This is a genomic window from Micromonospora sp. NPDC004551 (genome assembly GCF_040609975.1).
Lineage (GTDB): Bacteria > Actinomycetota > Actinomycetes > Mycobacteriales > Micromonosporaceae > Micromonospora.
In genome coordinates, this window is the sequence record NZ_JBEXLM010000002.1 from 29384 (window position 1) to 44658 (window position 15275).

8 protein-coding genes and 1 pseudogene are annotated in these 15275 nt (G+C 77.5%); 3 read left to right on the top strand and 6 right to left on the bottom strand.

Annotated features, from left to right (window positions below):
• Positions 1-112: 112 nt before the first annotated feature.
• Positions 113-1243: a glycine cleavage system aminomethyltransferase GcvT gene (gcvT, locus tag ABZW14_RS04150; protein ID WP_355339516.1), complete on the top strand. Its 1131-nt coding sequence runs from the start codon at positions 113-115 to the stop codon at positions 1241-1243.
• 81 nt (positions 1244-1324) lie between these two features.
• Here gcvT and ABZW14_RS04155 read toward each other — a convergent pair whose 3' ends face one another.
• The 4 genes and pseudogenes from ABZW14_RS04155 to ABZW14_RS04170 form a co-directional block, all read right to left on the bottom strand.
• The gene (locus tag ABZW14_RS04155) at positions 1325-2614 is read right to left on the bottom strand and encodes a DUF2314 domain-containing protein (protein ID WP_355339519.1); all 1290 of its coding nucleotides are present in this window, start codon (positions 2612-2614) and stop codon (positions 1325-1327) included.
• Positions 2615-2679: 65 nt separating this feature from the next.
• Positions 2680-3453 carry an adenosylcobinamide-GDP ribazoletransferase gene (locus tag ABZW14_RS04160; protein ID WP_355339522.1) on the bottom strand — a complete coding sequence of 258 codons (774 nt, stop codon included), beginning with the start codon at positions 3451-3453 and terminating at the stop codon, positions 2680-2682.
• Positions 3443-5425, bottom strand: a complete 1983-nt coding sequence (locus ABZW14_RS04165; RefSeq protein ID WP_355339525.1) for a bifunctional adenosylcobinamide kinase/adenosylcobinamide-phosphate guanylyltransferase — start codon at positions 5423-5425, stop codon at positions 3443-3445. The genes ABZW14_RS04160 and ABZW14_RS04165 overlap by 11 nt, the downstream gene beginning before the upstream one ends.
• 1284 nt (positions 5426-6709) lie before the next feature.
• Positions 6710-7519, bottom strand: a pseudogene (locus tag ABZW14_RS04170) (serine/threonine-protein kinase); the annotation flags it as partial.
• 121 nt (positions 7520-7640) lie between these two features.
• Here ABZW14_RS04170 and ABZW14_RS04175 point away from each other — a divergent pair.
• Positions 7641-7841 (top strand): hypothetical protein, encoded by a 201-nt coding sequence (locus ABZW14_RS04175; protein WP_091268332.1) that lies wholly within the window; start codon positions 7641-7643, stop codon positions 7839-7841.
• Entirely contained in the window at positions 7838-8635 is a 798-nt protein-coding gene (locus ABZW14_RS04180; protein ID WP_355339528.1) for a site-2 protease family protein, read from the top strand. The genes ABZW14_RS04175 and ABZW14_RS04180 overlap by 4 nt, the downstream gene beginning before the upstream one ends.
• Positions 8636-8741: 106 nt before the next feature.
• On the opposite strand, the gene ABZW14_RS04185 is transcribed toward ABZW14_RS04180, so the two are convergent.
• The gene (locus tag ABZW14_RS04185) at positions 8742-9740 is read right to left on the bottom strand and encodes an aldo/keto reductase family protein (RefSeq protein ID WP_355339531.1); all 999 of its coding nucleotides are present in this window, start codon (positions 9738-9740) and stop codon (positions 8742-8744) included.
• A 70-nt stretch (positions 9741-9810) separates the two neighbouring features.
• A complete protein-coding gene (locus ABZW14_RS04190) occupies positions 9811-11715 on the bottom strand; it encodes a WG repeat-containing protein (RefSeq protein WP_355339534.1) in 1905 nt (634 codons plus the stop codon).
• Positions 11716-15275 lie beyond the last annotated feature (3560 nt).

A 15275-nucleotide genomic window follows, 5' to 3' on the forward strand; every position in this document is an offset into this window, starting at 1 on the left:
CGTGGCTGTCCCGCCGAAAGGCACAGGCGGGCGTCCCGCCTGCACCTGACGGGTACCGGCGGGGGTCCCGCCGATGCTAACCAGCCGGTCATCGGCCGGTAAGTTCGCACCCATGACCGAGGTGACCTCCGACGCCGCCGCGACCCGGCTGCGCCGTTCCCCCCTGCACGAGCGGCACACCGCGCTCGGCGCCAAGTTCGCCCCCTTCGGGGGCTGGGAGATGCCGCTCGAGTACGCCGGCGGTGGCGTGCTGAAGGAGCACACCGCCGTGCGTACCGGGGTCGGCGTCTTCGACGTCTCGCACCTCGGCAAGGCCCGGGTCACCGGGCCGGGCGCCGCGGACTTCATCAACTCCTGCCTGTCCAACGACCTCGGCCGGATCGGCCCCGGCAAGGCGCAGTACACGCTCTGCTGCGACGACGCCACGGGCGGCGTGGTGGACGACATCATCGCCTACCTGTACGCCGAGGACCACGTCTTCCTGGTGCCGAACGCGGCGAACACCGCCGAGGTGGTCCGCCGGTTGCGCGCCGCCGCGCCCGACGGCGTGGTCGTCACCGACGAGCACGAGGCGTACGCGGTGCTGGCCGTCCAGGGGCCGCGCTCGGCGGAGCTGCTGGGCGCGCTCGGCCTGCCCACCGGGCACGACTACATGAGCTTCTCGGCCGCCACGCTCAACGGCGTCGAGCTGACCGTCTGCCGCACCGGCTACACCGGCGAACTCGGCTACGAGCTGGTCGTGCCGGCCGGCGACGCGCTCGCCGTGTGGGACGCGCTGTTCGCCGCGGGCGAGGCGGAGGAGCTGCGCGCCTGCGGTCTGGCCGCGCGGGACACGCTGCGCACCGAGATGGGGTACCCGCTGCACGGGCAGGACCTCTCCCTCGACATCACCCCGGTGCAGGCGCGCTCGGGCTGGGCGGTCGGCTGGGACAAGCCGGCCTTCTGGGGCCGCGACGTGCTGCGCGCCGAGAAGACGGCCGGCCCCGCCCGTACGCTGCGCGGCCTGGAGGCCGTCGACCGGGCCATCCCGCGCCCCGGCATGGCCGTCTACGCCGGCGACAAGCAGGTCGGCACGATCACCAGCGGCACGTTCAGCCCGACGAAGAAGCAGGGCATCGCCCTGGCCCTGGTCGACACCGACCCGAAGCTCCCCGACGGCGAGGTGCTGGAGGTCGACATCCGCGGCCGCCGCGCCCAGATGCGCCTGACCCGGCCACCCTTCGTCCAGCCCAGCGTCCGCTGACGCACCCTTCCCGTTGATCAAGAGGTTTGCGTCAGGATCCGGCCCGCCGGAGACGCAAACCTCTTGATCGACAAGGACGACTCAGTCCGTGGGGGGTTCGCCGGCGTCCAGGACCGCCTGGGTCCAGCCGCCCTCGATGACGCCGGTGCCGTCCAGCACGGCCCAGTCGACGACGTCGTCGGCCTCCACCACGACCGGGGCGCCGATCCGGACCGTGGGGTCGCCGGCGGCGTCGCTGGCGCTGGCGCCGACGATCCGCTCCGGGGTGTCCCACGAGGTCACCCCGGCCCAGACGTACTCGGGGCCGTCGTCGCCGGGCAGCCCGTACTTGACGACGAGCTGGCTCTCGGCGGGCAGCAGGCCGGCCAGGAAGCGCGCCCGGATGTCGTCCAGCGCGGCCCGGGCCGTGGCGATGGCCCGGCTCATGGCGTCGCCGGAACGCGCGTACCGGACGTCGGGCTGGATGCCGTTGAACAAGGTCGCGCAGGCGGCGGCGAAGTAGCGGCCGGGCGGGCCGGGGTGCCCGGGCGGCGGGTTGAGGGTGAGGAACGAGTCGGCGTCCGGGTCGGTCGCCGGATCCAGCTCCAGCCGCAGCAGCACCGGCGCCGTCGCGCCGTGCTGTTCCGGATTGCCGTACGCCACCGCGATGTCGTGCCCGGTCACCGTGGCCAGCACCGGGAGCTGCACGAATGCCGGCACCTCCTCGCCGGCCAGCCCCTCGGTCCAGTCCCGCAGCAGGCGCCGGGCGGCCCCGGTCATCACGGCGCCCCAAGCCCGGGTGAGGTGGTCCGGCACGCCCTGCGCCTGGAGCTCCAGCAGCCCGAAGCGGCGCAGCCCCTTCGTGGTGAACCAGAGTCCGTCGGCGTCCGACGAGTAGGGCACCAGCACCCAGTCGACCAGCCGGATCCGGCCCTGCTCGTCGGGCAGGGACCGCAGCGCGGCCGCCGGGTCGAGGAACTGGAGCCCGAAGACGTCCACCACGTCCCCGTCGACCGTTTCGGCGACCGCCGCGGCCACCGCCCGGGCCGCCCACTCGTGCGCCGGCGGCCAGCCCGGCCGGTATTCGGCCTGCACGACCACCAGGTGCGTGGCGGCGGCCAGCCGGGCCAGCTGCGGCTCGGTCGCCCCGAACGCGGTGAGCAGATCCGGCGGCAGCTCGGGGAACTCGCTGACCGGGCGGGTGTCCACGGTCATCAGCGGGCTGTCGAGCATCTGCCGGGCCAGCCCGTGCACCGGCTCGGCGAGCCGGCCGGCCAGCCGCTCCACGGCGGTCTTCGGGCTCACCTTCGGCAGGCCGACGATCGGCACCAGATAGGTCGCGTCCAGCGACTCGGGCACCGGTACGGGCAGGAAGTCGTCCGTGATGAGCATGCCGTCCCCCTCGACCGCGCCGGTGCACCTCGCCTGAGAACGCTACCCGCCCGGACGGGTGACCCTCAGCCGGACAGCACCAGTCCCAGGTAGGACAGCGTGGTGACGATCTCCACGAGGGCGCCGAGCACGTCGCCGGTGATCCCGCCGAGCCGGCGTACCAGGTGCCGCAGCAGCCCGGCCGCGACGGCGAGCGCGGCCAGCACGGCGACCGGCCCCTGCCACGGGCGGCCGGGCACCGCCGGCACGGCCAGCAGCGCGACGAGGGCCGCGCCGGCCACCAGCGCGACCGGTCCGACCGTGCCGGCCACCAGCGCGCCCAGCCCCTCCGGCCGCGCGGCCGGCACCCCGCGGCGGCAGGCCAGCGTGACACCCAGCCGGCCGGCCGCCGTCGCCGCGACCACCGCCGCGAGGGCCGCCGGCCGAGACCGCCCGGCCAGCTCTGCGAGCACCGCGGCCTGGAGCAGGAGTACGACCACCAGCGCGACCACGCCGAACGGCCCGACGTCGGGCTTCTTCATGATCTCCAGCGCGGCCGGCCCGCGCCGGTAGGAGCCGAGCGCGTCCACCGTGTCGGCCAGCCCGTCCAGGTGCAGGCCCCGGGTGAGCAGCGCGCCCAGCGCCACCGTCACCCCGGCGGCGACCAGCGGGGGCGCGACCGCCGCGGCGAGCAGCAGCACCGCCCCGAGGAGCGCGCCGAGCAGCGCACCGACCGCCGGGGCGAGGGCCATGGCGGCCCCGGCCGCGGCCCGGTCCACCCGGCCGGCGCGCACCGGCGCCGTGGTGAAGGTGGTGAGCGCCAGCCGGACCCCGTCGCCGAGCCGGAACTCAGTCGGCACGTCGGCCGGGGGCGACCGGCTCGTCCGGCTCGATCGTGGTGGGCCCCGGCCCGGCCGGCTCCGGCTCGGCGAATTCCGGCTCGGCCTCGGGTTCGGTGCTGGTGGGCCCGGGGCCGGCCGGCTCGGGCTCGGTGTAGTCCTCGTCGTCCCCGCCGCCCAGCGCCGGGTGCACGGGCAGGCCGGCGGCGAGCGCCAGCGCCGAGCGCAGCAGCGGCAGGGCGGCCAGCGCGGTCGCTCCCTCGCCGAGGTCGAGGCGTAGGTCCAGCAGCGGGGTCAGACCCAGCACGTCGGCGGCGAGCCGCACGCCGGGCCGGCCGCCGTGGTCGGGCAGCAGGCACCAGTGCCGGGCTTGCCCGGCCAGGTCGCGGCTGACCATGCCCGCGGCCACCCCGACCGGCCCGTCGAGCAGCACCGGGACGCGCCGGGCGGTCGCGCCGAGCAGCACGCCGGTGGCCACCGCGATGTCCCCGCCGCCCAGCTCGGCCAGCACGTCCTTGGCCTCACGGGCGGAGCGCCGGGTGCGGTGCAGCGCGTCCCGGACGGCCGCGCAGCGGACCATCCAGGCCGTGTCGTCGAACTCGCCGTGCTCGGTCACCACCCGGCCGAGCACCGCCGGGGGCTCCGCACCGGCCGTGGCCGCCAGCACCGCCGCGGCGGCCGTCTCGGTGCCGGCACCGCACGCCGCCAGCACCAGCAGCTGTACGCCCGCGTCGGCGGCCTGCTCGGCGAGCCGCCAGCCGTAGCGCAGGGCCGACTCGACCTGCTCGCCGGTGAGCGCCGGCCCCTCCTCGATGGGGGCGGAGGTGGGCGCCTCGACCACCTGGAGGCCGGCGCCGTTCTCGGCCGCCAGCCGGGCGAGGGGCCCCTTGCCGGCGCGCGCCTGCCGGGCGCGGCGGGCCGACTCGCCGGGCGTAGCGCCGGCCGACGCCCCGCCCTCGTGGTCGCCGTGCAGCAGCAGCACCCGGACCGAGCTCCAGGGCGCCGGGGTCGCGGTGCCCTGCGTGGCGCCCGCGAAGGCGACCACCCGCTCCAGCACGCCGAGGCCGGCGCCGGGGATGTCCAGGGTGGCGAGCCGGTCGACCGCCTGCGGGCCGGTGTAGTCGTCGGGCATGGGCAGTTCCATGCCGGGCTGGATGACCAGGCCGGTGGCGACCATCGGCAGCGCCATGGTGGGCGCGGCCCAGTCGGCGGCGGGAGCCCCGGTCACCGGCGCCGGGGCCGGGGCCGCCGGCGCGGTGGGGTGCAGCACCTCGGGCAGGGCCTCGTCCGGCACGTCCGTCACCGGCCGGGCCTCGGCGCTCGCCGCCGGCTCCGGCGCACCCGCCGGAGCGGGGCCGGCCTGAGCCGGAGCGCCCGGCGCGAGATCCGCCTGCGGGGCGCCGGCCTGTGCGGGGACGGCGTGTGCCGGGAGAGCCGTGGGCGCGGCGGCCGGCTTCAGCCAGGCGGTCTGCCCGGCCACCACCAGCGCGACGGCGTCGCAGGCCTCGGCGACCGCCCGGTTGGTCGCGCCCAGCGCGTCGGTGAACGCGCGGCCCAGTGGCGTGGTGGGCACCAGGGACAGGCCCACCTCGGGGCTCACCACCACCAGCCGGGCGGCACTGGCCCTGATCGCCTCGGCCAGCTCGGCGATGGTGGCCGTGTCGTCGGCCGGCTGATGGGCCGGGTCGAGCAGCACGGTCACCCAGCCGCCCAGGTCGTCCACCAGCAGCGTCTCGTTGGGCCCGGCCCCCGCGATCACCTCGGCCAGGCGGCCGGGGTTCGCGGCGGTCTCCTCGGTGGTCCAGCTCCCGGGCCGGCGGGCCCGGTGCGCCGCGAGGCGGGTCGCCCACTCGGTGTCGTCCGGGTCTCCCTCGGGGGCGGTGGCCACGTACCGGACCGTGGGCGCGTCGGCGACCACCGACTCGGCGAACTCCGACTTGCCGGACCGGATACCACCGAGCACCAGGAGCGTGTTCCACCCGTCTACGGACATGCCCGTACCTTAAGGCCGCCCGGCGGGTCGCCGCCCGCCGCCCCGGGGTCAGTCGCAGTGCTCGAACGGGCTGGCGTAGCTGGCCCCGCCCGCCGAACCGCCCCACTTCACGCACACTCCGCCGGCGGTGGCCCGTACGGGTCCGGCGTAGTACTGGTAGCCGCCGCTCTCGGTGTGCCGCGTCTTGCCCTGCACCTCCAGGTACGCCACCACGGTGGTGGCCCGCCCGACGTCGGCGTCCTTGAGGGTGACCACGCAGTTGGTGCCGCTCGCCGTGCTGTAGAGCAGGTAGACCCGCCCCTGGCGGACCCCGCCGGCGGTCAGCGTCGCCGAGTCGATCACCTGGTAGCCGCTGCCGCACACCTGCACCGCCGTGTACGGCTGCTTCGGGCTGGCCTTGCTTCCGGTGGGCGCGGGCGCGGCGCTGGTCGGCGCGGGGTCCCCGGCCGACGGGGTGGTGCCGGTGTCGGCGGCGGGACGGCTCGGGGTGGCCGACGGCGACCGGCTCGGCCGCCCGCTCCGGCTCGGCGTCGGCTGGGTACCGGCACCGGCGCCCGCACTGGCGCTGGCCGGCGCCTCCGGCTGGGCGGGGTCGGCGACCGCGGACTCCCCGCCCAGCGCGGCCGGGCTCCGCCCCGGATCCGTGTCGTCGGGGGAGCGCACCACCGCCACGATCACGGCGGTCAGCACGGCGACCAGCACCACGCCGGCCGCTCCGGCCAGCGCCAGCACCCGGCCGCGACCCCGGCGTTCCGCCGGCTCCTCCAGCGTCGGCGGCACGCCTGAACCGGCGTGCCGGTCCCGCAGCGACCCGTGACCGGGCGGCCCGCCCGGCTGCGCGATGCCGACCGACCAGACCGGCCCCGGCGCGGGCGCCGGACCGGGCGCCGCCCCGAGGTGCCCGGTTGCCGGCCCGAATGCGGGGGCCTGCCCGGGAGCGGGGGGCGCGGCCGGACCGGAACCGGCGTGGGCACGTCCGAAAGCCCCGGCGGCCTGCCCGGAAGCCGGGGTCGCCGGAGCGGAACCGGCGGGCGCGGGCCCGAAAGCCGCGGCGGCGTGTCCCGGCGCGGGCGTCGCGCCGCTGGCGGGCCGGTCCTGGCCGGCGGGGGGAAGCGGCGCGGCCGGGAACGCCGCCGGCGGCGCGGCGGCGGGCGGCTGCCCGGTGGGTGGCGTACCCGTGGGCGGGTCGGGGGCCGGCGGGGGCGCCGGAACGGCCGGGCCCGCAACCGCCCACGGCGGCCGGGGCGGGGCCGGGAGCCGGGCCAGCGTGGCGTCCCGGGCGTCCTGGGCGGCCTCGGCCAGGGCCAGCGCGGTCGGGAACCGGTCGGCCGGACGCTTCGCCAACGCCCGGCCGACCACCTCGACCACGGCCGGCGGGGTGCCCACCAGCGGCGGCGGCTCGTCCTGGACGTGCCGCATGGCCACCTGGAGCGGGTTGTCGCCCTCGAAGGGCGGCCGCCCGGCCAGGCAGTAGTAGGCGACGGCGCCGAGCGCGTAGACGTCGGTGACCGGCGACACCGGCTCGCCGGCGGCCTGCTCCGGCGACATGTACGAGGCGGTGCCGAGCACCATGTGCGCGGCGGTGATGCCCGCCATGGTGGTGGCCCGGGCGATGCCGAAGTCGACCAGCACCACCGTGCCGTCCCGCTTGACCAGCAGGTTCCCGGGCTTCACGTCCCGGTGGACGATCCCGGCGAGGTGGGCGGCGTGCAGCGCGTGCGCGGCCTGCCCCACCACCGACATGGTCGACGCCGGGTCGAGCCGGCCGGCGCGCCGGATCCAGGTGACCAGCGGCTCGCCGTCGACGTACTCCATGACGAGGTAGCTGACCTGGCTGCCGTCGGCGAGGGTGGCGGAGCCGAAGTCGTGGACCTGCACGATGCCGGGGTGCCGCAGCGCGGCCAGCATCCGGGCCTCGGCGTGGAAGCGGGTGGTGAACTCGGGGTCGGCGACCAGCGAGGGCAGCAGCACCTTCACCGCGACCTCGCGGCCCAGCAGGGTGTCGGTGCACTTCCAGACGGCCCCCATGCCGCCCGTCGCGATGCGTTCGCCCAGCCGATAGCGGTCGCTGAGCACCACTCCTTGAGTCAGCACCGGGCCACCGTACCGGCCCGGGCGCGAGCATGATCCATGGCGGCCGGGCCGTCCCGCGTCAGTCCGACTAGGCTTGCGGGGGTTTCCGTCCCAGGGCGACGGCGGCGAGGGGAGACGCGGCATGGCGTGGAGCTGGCGGTACGAGGGCACGAACGGCGCTTCGGTCGACGGGCCGGGTGAGTCGTTCCCCAGCCAGGCGGACGCCGAGTCGTGGATCGGCCAGGCCTGGCGGGAGCTCGCGGCGTCCGGCGTCACCTCCGTCGCGCTGCTGGAGGACGACCGGGTGGAATACCGGATGAGCCTGCTGCCCCCGGCCGAATGACGAGCTACGACCGCCCGCGCGACCCGCTGGTGCTCGGGGTTCCCCGGGCGGCGTTCCGGCCCAGCGCGATCTTCCTCGCCCTGGTCGCGATCTTCGTGGCCAGCGGGGTGATGGCCTGGAACCGGTTCGGCAACGTGCGGTTCGACGTCTTCCTCTTCGTGGTCTCCGGCTGGCTGATCTCGCTCTGCCTGCACGAGTACGCGCACGCCGTGGTCGCCTACCGGGCCGGGGACCGGGACATCGCGCACCGGGGCTACCTGACGCTGAACCCGCTGAAGTACACGAACCCGCTGCTGTCCATCGTGCTGCCGGTGGTCGTGGTGCTGCTCGGCGGCATCGGCCTGCCCGGCGGCGCGGTCTGGGTCGACCGGCACGCCATCCCGGGCCGGCTGCGGCACACCCTGGTGAGCCTGGCCGGGCCGGCCACCAACGTGCTGTTCACCCTGCTGCTGGTGCTGGCCGTGCGGATCGGCCTGCACGTCGGCGGCCCGCTGGAGTTCTGGTCCGGGGTGGGGCTGCTGGCGTTCCTCCAGCTCACCGCCAGCGTGCTCAACCTGCTGCCGGTGCCCGGCCTGGACGGCGGCAACATGATCCAGCCGTGGCTGAGCCCCCAGTACCGGCGGATGTACGACCTGTTCGCCCCGTACGGGTTCATCCTGCTGTTCGCGCTGCTGTGGAGCCCGCGGATCGGCGGCTGGTTCTTCGGGGCCGTCTTCGACGTGGCCGACTTCCTCGGGCTGCCGCCCCAGCTCTACGTCCTCGGGCTCGAACTCATCCGGTTCTGGCGGGGCTGACCCACCGCCGGCGGGAGCCGCCGCGCAGCGGCGGGGTGCCCGGGGCCGCGCGTACCCCCGTGGGGTCCCGGGCCGGCGCGGAGGCCGCGCCGGCCCGGGGAGAGCGTCACGGACGCTGCGCCGGGCTCTCGGTCTTCGCCGGGTCCCGCTCGGTGACCGGCTCGACGATCTCGTCGATCGCCTTGAGCAGGTCGGCGTCGAGCTTCACGCCCGCCGCCTTCACGTTGTCGTGCACCTGCTCCGGCCGGGACGCCCCGATGATCGCCGAGGAGATGTTCGGGTTCTGCAGCACCCACGCGACGGCGAGCTGGGCCATGCTCAGACCGGCCTGCTCGGCGAGGGGCTTGAGCCGCTGCACCCGGGTGAGCACCTCGTCGGTCATGAACCGGGCGATGAAACCGGCGCCCGACTTCTCGTCGGTGGCACGGGAACCGGCGGGCGGCGGCTGGCCCGGCAGGTACTTGCCGGAGAGCACGCCCTGGGCCATCGGCGACCAGACGATCTGGCCGACGCCCAGCTCCTCGCTGGTGGGGATGACCTCGGCCTCGATGACCCGCCACAGCATCGAGTACTGCGGCTGGTTGGAGACCAGCGGGATGCGCAGCTCGCGGGCGAGCGCGTGCGCGGCCCGGATCTGCGACGCCTTCCACTCGGAGACGCCGATGTAGTGCGCCTTGCCGGAGTGCACGATGTCGGCGAACGCCTCCATCGTCTCCTCCAGCGGGGTGCTGTAGTCGTAGCGGTGGGCCTGGTAGAGGTCGACGTAGTCGGTCTGCAGGCGGCGCAGCGAGCCGTTGATCGACTCCATGATGTGCTTGCGGGACAGGCCCCGGTCGTTGCGGCCCGGCCCGGTCGGCCAGAACACCTTGGTGAAGATCTCCAGCCCCTCGCGCCGCTCGCCCTTGAGCGCGCGGCCGAGCACCTCCTCGGCCTTCGTGCCGGCGTACACGTCGGCGGTGTCGAAGGTGGTGATGCCGGTGTCCAGGGCGGCCCGCACGCAGGCGGTCGCCGCCTCCTCCTCGACCTGCGACCCGTGGGTGATCCAGTTGCCGTACGAGATCTCGCTGACCAGCAGGCCCGAGCGGCCTAGGTGTCGGAATTCCATGCCTCGACCCTAGCCCTGCCCGATCATGGTCGGCGTGCGGCGCGACGGGGTGTGACGCTCCCGGCCGTCGTCAGAGCACCGGGCTGGCGTCGGCGAGCAGCCGGTCGATCTCCGCGACCACCCCGGCGCGATCCGGGTGGACCGGGTCGATCAGCGGGTCACCCCGCCGGTCCAGCGCGCCCCACCGACCCGACTCGTCGGCCACCAGGAACGCCACCGGATGCACCACCAGCACCGGGTACGCCGGCGTGACCACCACCCGCCCGGTCCGGTCCACCACACCGCGGCGACCGGCCAGCTCCACCCCGGCCAGGCCGTCCTCGGTGAAGCCGTCCACCTGCCGGCCGTCGGCCAGCGCGGTGGTGAGGCCGTGGTAGCGGGTCGGCACCACCACCTGGCCGGTCCGATCCACCGCGCCCCAACCGCCGTTCTGCCGGACCGCCGCCAGGCCGCCCCGGAACGGCCGGACGTCCTCGTAGCCCGGCGGGATCTTCACGATGTTGGTGGGGTCGACCGCCATCCACCGGCCCTTGCCGTCCATCGACACCCAGGCCAGCCCCTCGGAGAACGAGCCCACCGCCCGGTAGCCGTTGTTCGCCTCGATCAGCGCCGCGCCGGTCGTGTCGATCAGCGCCCAACGGGACGCCTCCGGGCGGCGTACCCACGCCAGGCCCTCGCGGAACGGCTGCACCTCGGCGTACCGGTGGGCGATCACCAGCTCGCCCTCGGCGTCCGCGTACCCCCAGAGCTCCTGGTCCTCGTCGAACGTCGGCACCGGGTGCTGCGCGCTGCCCAGCAGCTCCTCCCGGCTGCGCGGCTTCGGCCCGAACCCGCCGACCGCGGCCCGCTCGGCCACCGCGTCCAGCGCCAACGTGGTCCGCGCGTTCAGCTCACCGTCCTCACCCTGCCGCAGGTCCAGCGCCCGCTCGAAGTGCAGGCACGCCTCGGTCAGCCGGCCCTGGTCGTAACAGGACCGGCCCGCGTGCTCGTGCAGCAACGCGCGCAGCCGGTCGGGCAGCTCCGGTGAGTTGGCCTCCGCGAAGAGCCGGTCGGCCTCCGCGTGCTCGCCCCGCCAGCGCAGCACCTCGGCCAGCCGCGCCCGGGCCAGCGCGGTCCGCCGCAACTCGCCCGTGGCCTCCGCGTACGTGAGGGCGAGCCGCGCGTCGGCCAGCGCGTCGTCGAACTCGCCGAGAACCCGGGACGCCACCGAGCGCAGGCTGAGCAACCGGGCCCGGCTGCGGTTGTCCACCGCGCCGGCGAGCTTGGCGGTGAGGCCGTCCCGGATCTGCCGCAGCGCCGCGGGATCGGGGGCCTCCTCACGGAGGGTCTCCGGATGCAGCCGCCAGCGGACGGCGGCGAGGGCCTGCTCCGGGTCCGCCGGGCGGGCCTCCTGCTCGTCGTTGCCGGCGTCCTCGGCCACTGTGCGGTCGGCCGTCTCGTGGCTGGCCGCGTCCGGGTCGATCGCCTCGTGGTCGGCCGTGTGCTGGTCGGCCGTGTGCTGGTCGGCCGTCTCGTGGTCGGCCGCTTCCTCGCCGGACGGTCCGGTCGTTGCCGCCGTGGATGGTGCGTCCCCGACCGTGGTGGCCGGTGCCGGTTCCTGTGTCTGTGCCGGTGTGACGGGACGTGGCTGGTTGGTCGTGGTGGTCGGCTCCCGCGGGGTGGCGGCGGTCCCGTGCGACGCGGCCGTTGGCGCGGCGGCGTCGTCCGGCGCCGGCGCCGTCCGTTTCGGCACCCCGGCCTGCTCCGGTGCGCGCGGCGCCGGACCGACGGCGGCGGGCCTGCCCTCCTGGATCATCGCGGCCGGCGCGTCGGCCCCGGCCGGCGAATGCGGCGTCCGGGCGACCGGCACGTTCCCGGCGGCGGCCTGTGCGGGCGTCTCGACGTCGGCGGGCCGCCCGGCGGTGATCGACCCCTGCGTTGCGGGCGTGGGCTCGGAGTGCGGGACGCCGTGGACGGGCGGCTCGGAGACCGGCACGGCCGAACCGGCTGCCGGTGCTTCGGAGCCGGACGCGGCGGGGTGCGGCCCGGGGGCTGCGGATACCGGGTTGGCCGGTGATCCGGGGACGGGCGTGGCGGGGCTCGGCGTGGAGGTTCCGGATGCCGGGTTGGTCGGGGTCGGTGATCCGGGGACCGGCGCGGCGAGGTTGGGCGCAGGGGCTCCGGACACCGGATCGGCCGAGGCCGGTGGGCCGGAGGCAGGCGCGGCGGGGCTTGGCTCGGGGGCCACGGGCAGGGGGCTGCCCGGGGCCGGTGGGCCGGAGGCGGGCGCCGCGGGCGCTCCGGACACCGGGCTGCCCGGGAACGGCTCGGGTGGGCCGGCGGCGGGCGCTGCGGGGCCTGGTGCGGGCGGTGCGGAGACCGGCGTGGCGCGGTTCGGCGTGGGCGCGGCCGAGACGGGTGTGGCCTGGGCCGGACCGGTTTCTGCGGCGGGCCGCGCGGTGGCGCCGGAGGGGCCGGCCGCCGGTGGGGCCCACGGCGCCGGAGCGGGTCGCCCCGGGGCGCTGGCGGTGGACGGTGCTGCGGCCGTGGCGGTAGACCCGGCCGCGTCGGACAGCGGACCGGCAGTGGCCGGTCCCGGCTGCGCCGGGACGTCGGTCCCGGGCCTGGGCGGGCCGGAGACGGGCCGGGCGTCGGGCGCACGGCCGGCGGGGCCCGGGTCGACCGGGGCCGGCGCGGCGGGTTCGGGCGAACGCCGTTCCGCCTCCGCCTCGACGTCGTCGTTTTTTCTCGGGGACCGGGGAGTCGGCTCGACGTCGAGGGCAGGGGCGGACGGCGCCCTGCCGGGTGCGGTCGCCTCTGGACGTGGCACCACCTGCGCCTCGGGCGCCGGACGGGACGGCTCCGACGTCGGCACGGTGCCGTCGGGTTCCGGGGCGTCGTCCGGGGTGTCGAGCGTCGGGGCGGACGCCTCCGTCGACACGGCCGGCGACAGCGGCTCGTTCGGTCCGAACCAAGCGTCCGCGTCACCGGCCGCCGGTCCGGCCGGCCGGACCGCTGCTTGATCCTCCGGCCGGTCGGTGACCTCGCTGAGCGCGCCGTGCCCGTCGGCCGGGGCTGCCTCGTAGACCCGGTCTCCCTCGGCCGGCAGACCCGGGCCGGCCGGCCCGGTGGCACGGCCGTCGCCCGTCGGCCGGACGGCCTCGGCGGGTGCGGCAGGGCCGGCGGCGCTGCGCGGCCGGTCCCTCTCGGCAGGCGCGGCCGGCCTGGGCTCCGGGGGTACGACTCCGGCGCCGGGGTAGGCCGGTGGGGCGGGCCGGGCCGGGGCCGGTGCGGCCGCTGCCGGCGCCTCGACGGGGCCGGCCTGCTGCGGCGGGGTGGCCCGGGGACGGTCCACCGCCGCCTGCCCGGCGGGATAGGCGGACGGTCCCACCGCCGGTCCGGCCGGCCGGTCGAACCGGTCGACCGGCGCCGGTCGGTCAGCGGGGCCGGTGGGCCGACCCGAGACGGGTGCGCCGGAGGTGGGCGCGCCGGCGGCGGGCGCCCCCGGGACGGGCGTCCCGGCGGTCCGTGGGTCGGACACGGGTGTGCCGGACACCGGCCGCTCGGGCACGGGCGCGCCGAAGACCGGCGGCGCGGACACCGGTGTCCCCGACACCGGCATGCCGGATACAGGCGCGTTGGCGACCGGCGCACCCGACACCGGAGCGGCCGGCTGCGGCGCACCGGACACCGGCGCGGCCGGCTGCGGCGCATGCGACACCGGCGCGGCCGGCTGCGGCGCACCCGATACCGGCGCCGCCGGCAGCGGCGCACCGGACACCGGCGCCGCCGGCAGCGGCGCACCCGAGGTGGGTGCCGCCTCGCGCGGGTCCGGCCGGGTCGCCGGCGCCACGGGTGGGCGCCGGACGGCGTCGGGCCGGGTTCCTGCGACCGGCATGGCCGGCGGACGCAGCTCGTCCGGCCGCGCAGGCTGACGCGGCTCGTCCGGCCGCGCAGGGGGCCGCTGGCGGGCATCGTCGGGACGCGGCGGAGGCGGCGCCATCGGCCGGTCCTGCCGCTCCCCGGGGCGGGGCGGGGCGGCCGGCGCGGCGGCCTCGCGCCCCTGGTCCGGTCGCGCGCCGGACTGGGGCTGCTGCCCGACCTCGTCGGGGCGTGCCGGCCGGTCCCGAAGCTCGTCCGGGCGGGTACGCGCGGCCGGCTCGACCGGCGGTCGCCAGCCGTCGCCCGGGCGGGCCGGCCCGGACTCGCCCGGCCGTCCCTGCCACCCGTCCGGCCTCGGCCGGAACTCCGGATGCGGCCCGACCGGCTCGGACCGGGGCCCGACCGACTCGGAACGCGGACCGTTGACCTCGGACCGGACACGGCCCACCTCCGGGCGGCCGTCCACCGGCTCGGGGCGGGGACGAACCGGCTCCGGGCGGCCGTCCACCGGCTCGGGACGGGGACGAACCGACTCCGGCCGTGGGCCAGCAACGTCCGGCCGCGGGCCGGAAACATCGGGCCGTGGACCCGCGACCTCCGGCCGCGGGGTGCCCGGCTCGGGGCGGCGACCGTCGTAGCGGGCCGCCTCGTCCATCGGACGGGTGAGGCGGCCGTCCGGGCCGGGCCGGTCGACCGGCGGGCGGTGCCGCTCGTCGGGCCCGTACGCGGCCGGCTCGGTACGCGGTCGCCGCTCGACAACGGGCCATTCGCCGTGCTGGGGGCGGGTGCGGTCGCCCTGGGGGCGCTGGCCCTCCCGGCGCTCGTCCGGCCGGGACGCGGCGGGCCGCGACTCCCCGTATCCGCCCGGCTCGGCGCGGTACGGGTCGACCGGCCGGCGCCCGGCCTCGGGTGCCTCCCGGTACGTCTCGGCCCGCGCAGCCGCCTCCCGGCGCGGCGGTCCGTCGTAACCGCGGTCCGGTTCCCGGCGCGGTGCTCCCTCGTAGCCCCGGTCCGGTTCCCGCCGCGGCGGGCCGTCGTAGCCCCGACCCGGCTCGCCACGCGGCGGTCCCTCGAACCCGCGGCTCGGCTCCCCACCGCGCGGTGGGCCGTCGAAACGTGGGTCGCCGGGCTGGCGGAAGTCCTGGTTCCACCGGTCCGGGCGGGACGGCCCGGCGTCGCGGCGGCCGGCGGACCCCTGCTCCGCCCGCCGGGGCATGTCCTGGTCGCGTCGCTCCACCGGGCGCCCGGGGTCGGCCTCCCGCCGACCGGCCCGCCCGTCGAAGCCCGGATCCCGCCGGCCGTCGAAGGCCGCCACGCGCCCGCCGTCGAACCCCGCCTCCCGGCGGTCGTCGAACCCCGGATCGCGCCGGCCGTCGAACGCCCGGTCCCGCCGGCCGTCGAACGCCGGCGCGCGCCGGTCCCCGGGGCCGCCTGCGGGCGGGTTGGCCCCGCCGTCGGCCGGGGCGCGACGTTGCTCGGGCGGGCCCGATCGCGGCCCGTGGTGGGAGTACTCGTCGGGTTCCGGCATCCAGCCCGGCTCGGGAGCGGGGGAGACCGGCCGGTGCGGCGCCGTGCCGCGCGCCGCCTCGGGGCGCACCCACCGCTGGTCGAATCGCTCGTCCGGAGCGCCGCGCCGGGGACCGTCCTCGGGCCGCCGCCCGCCGCGCCGCCGGT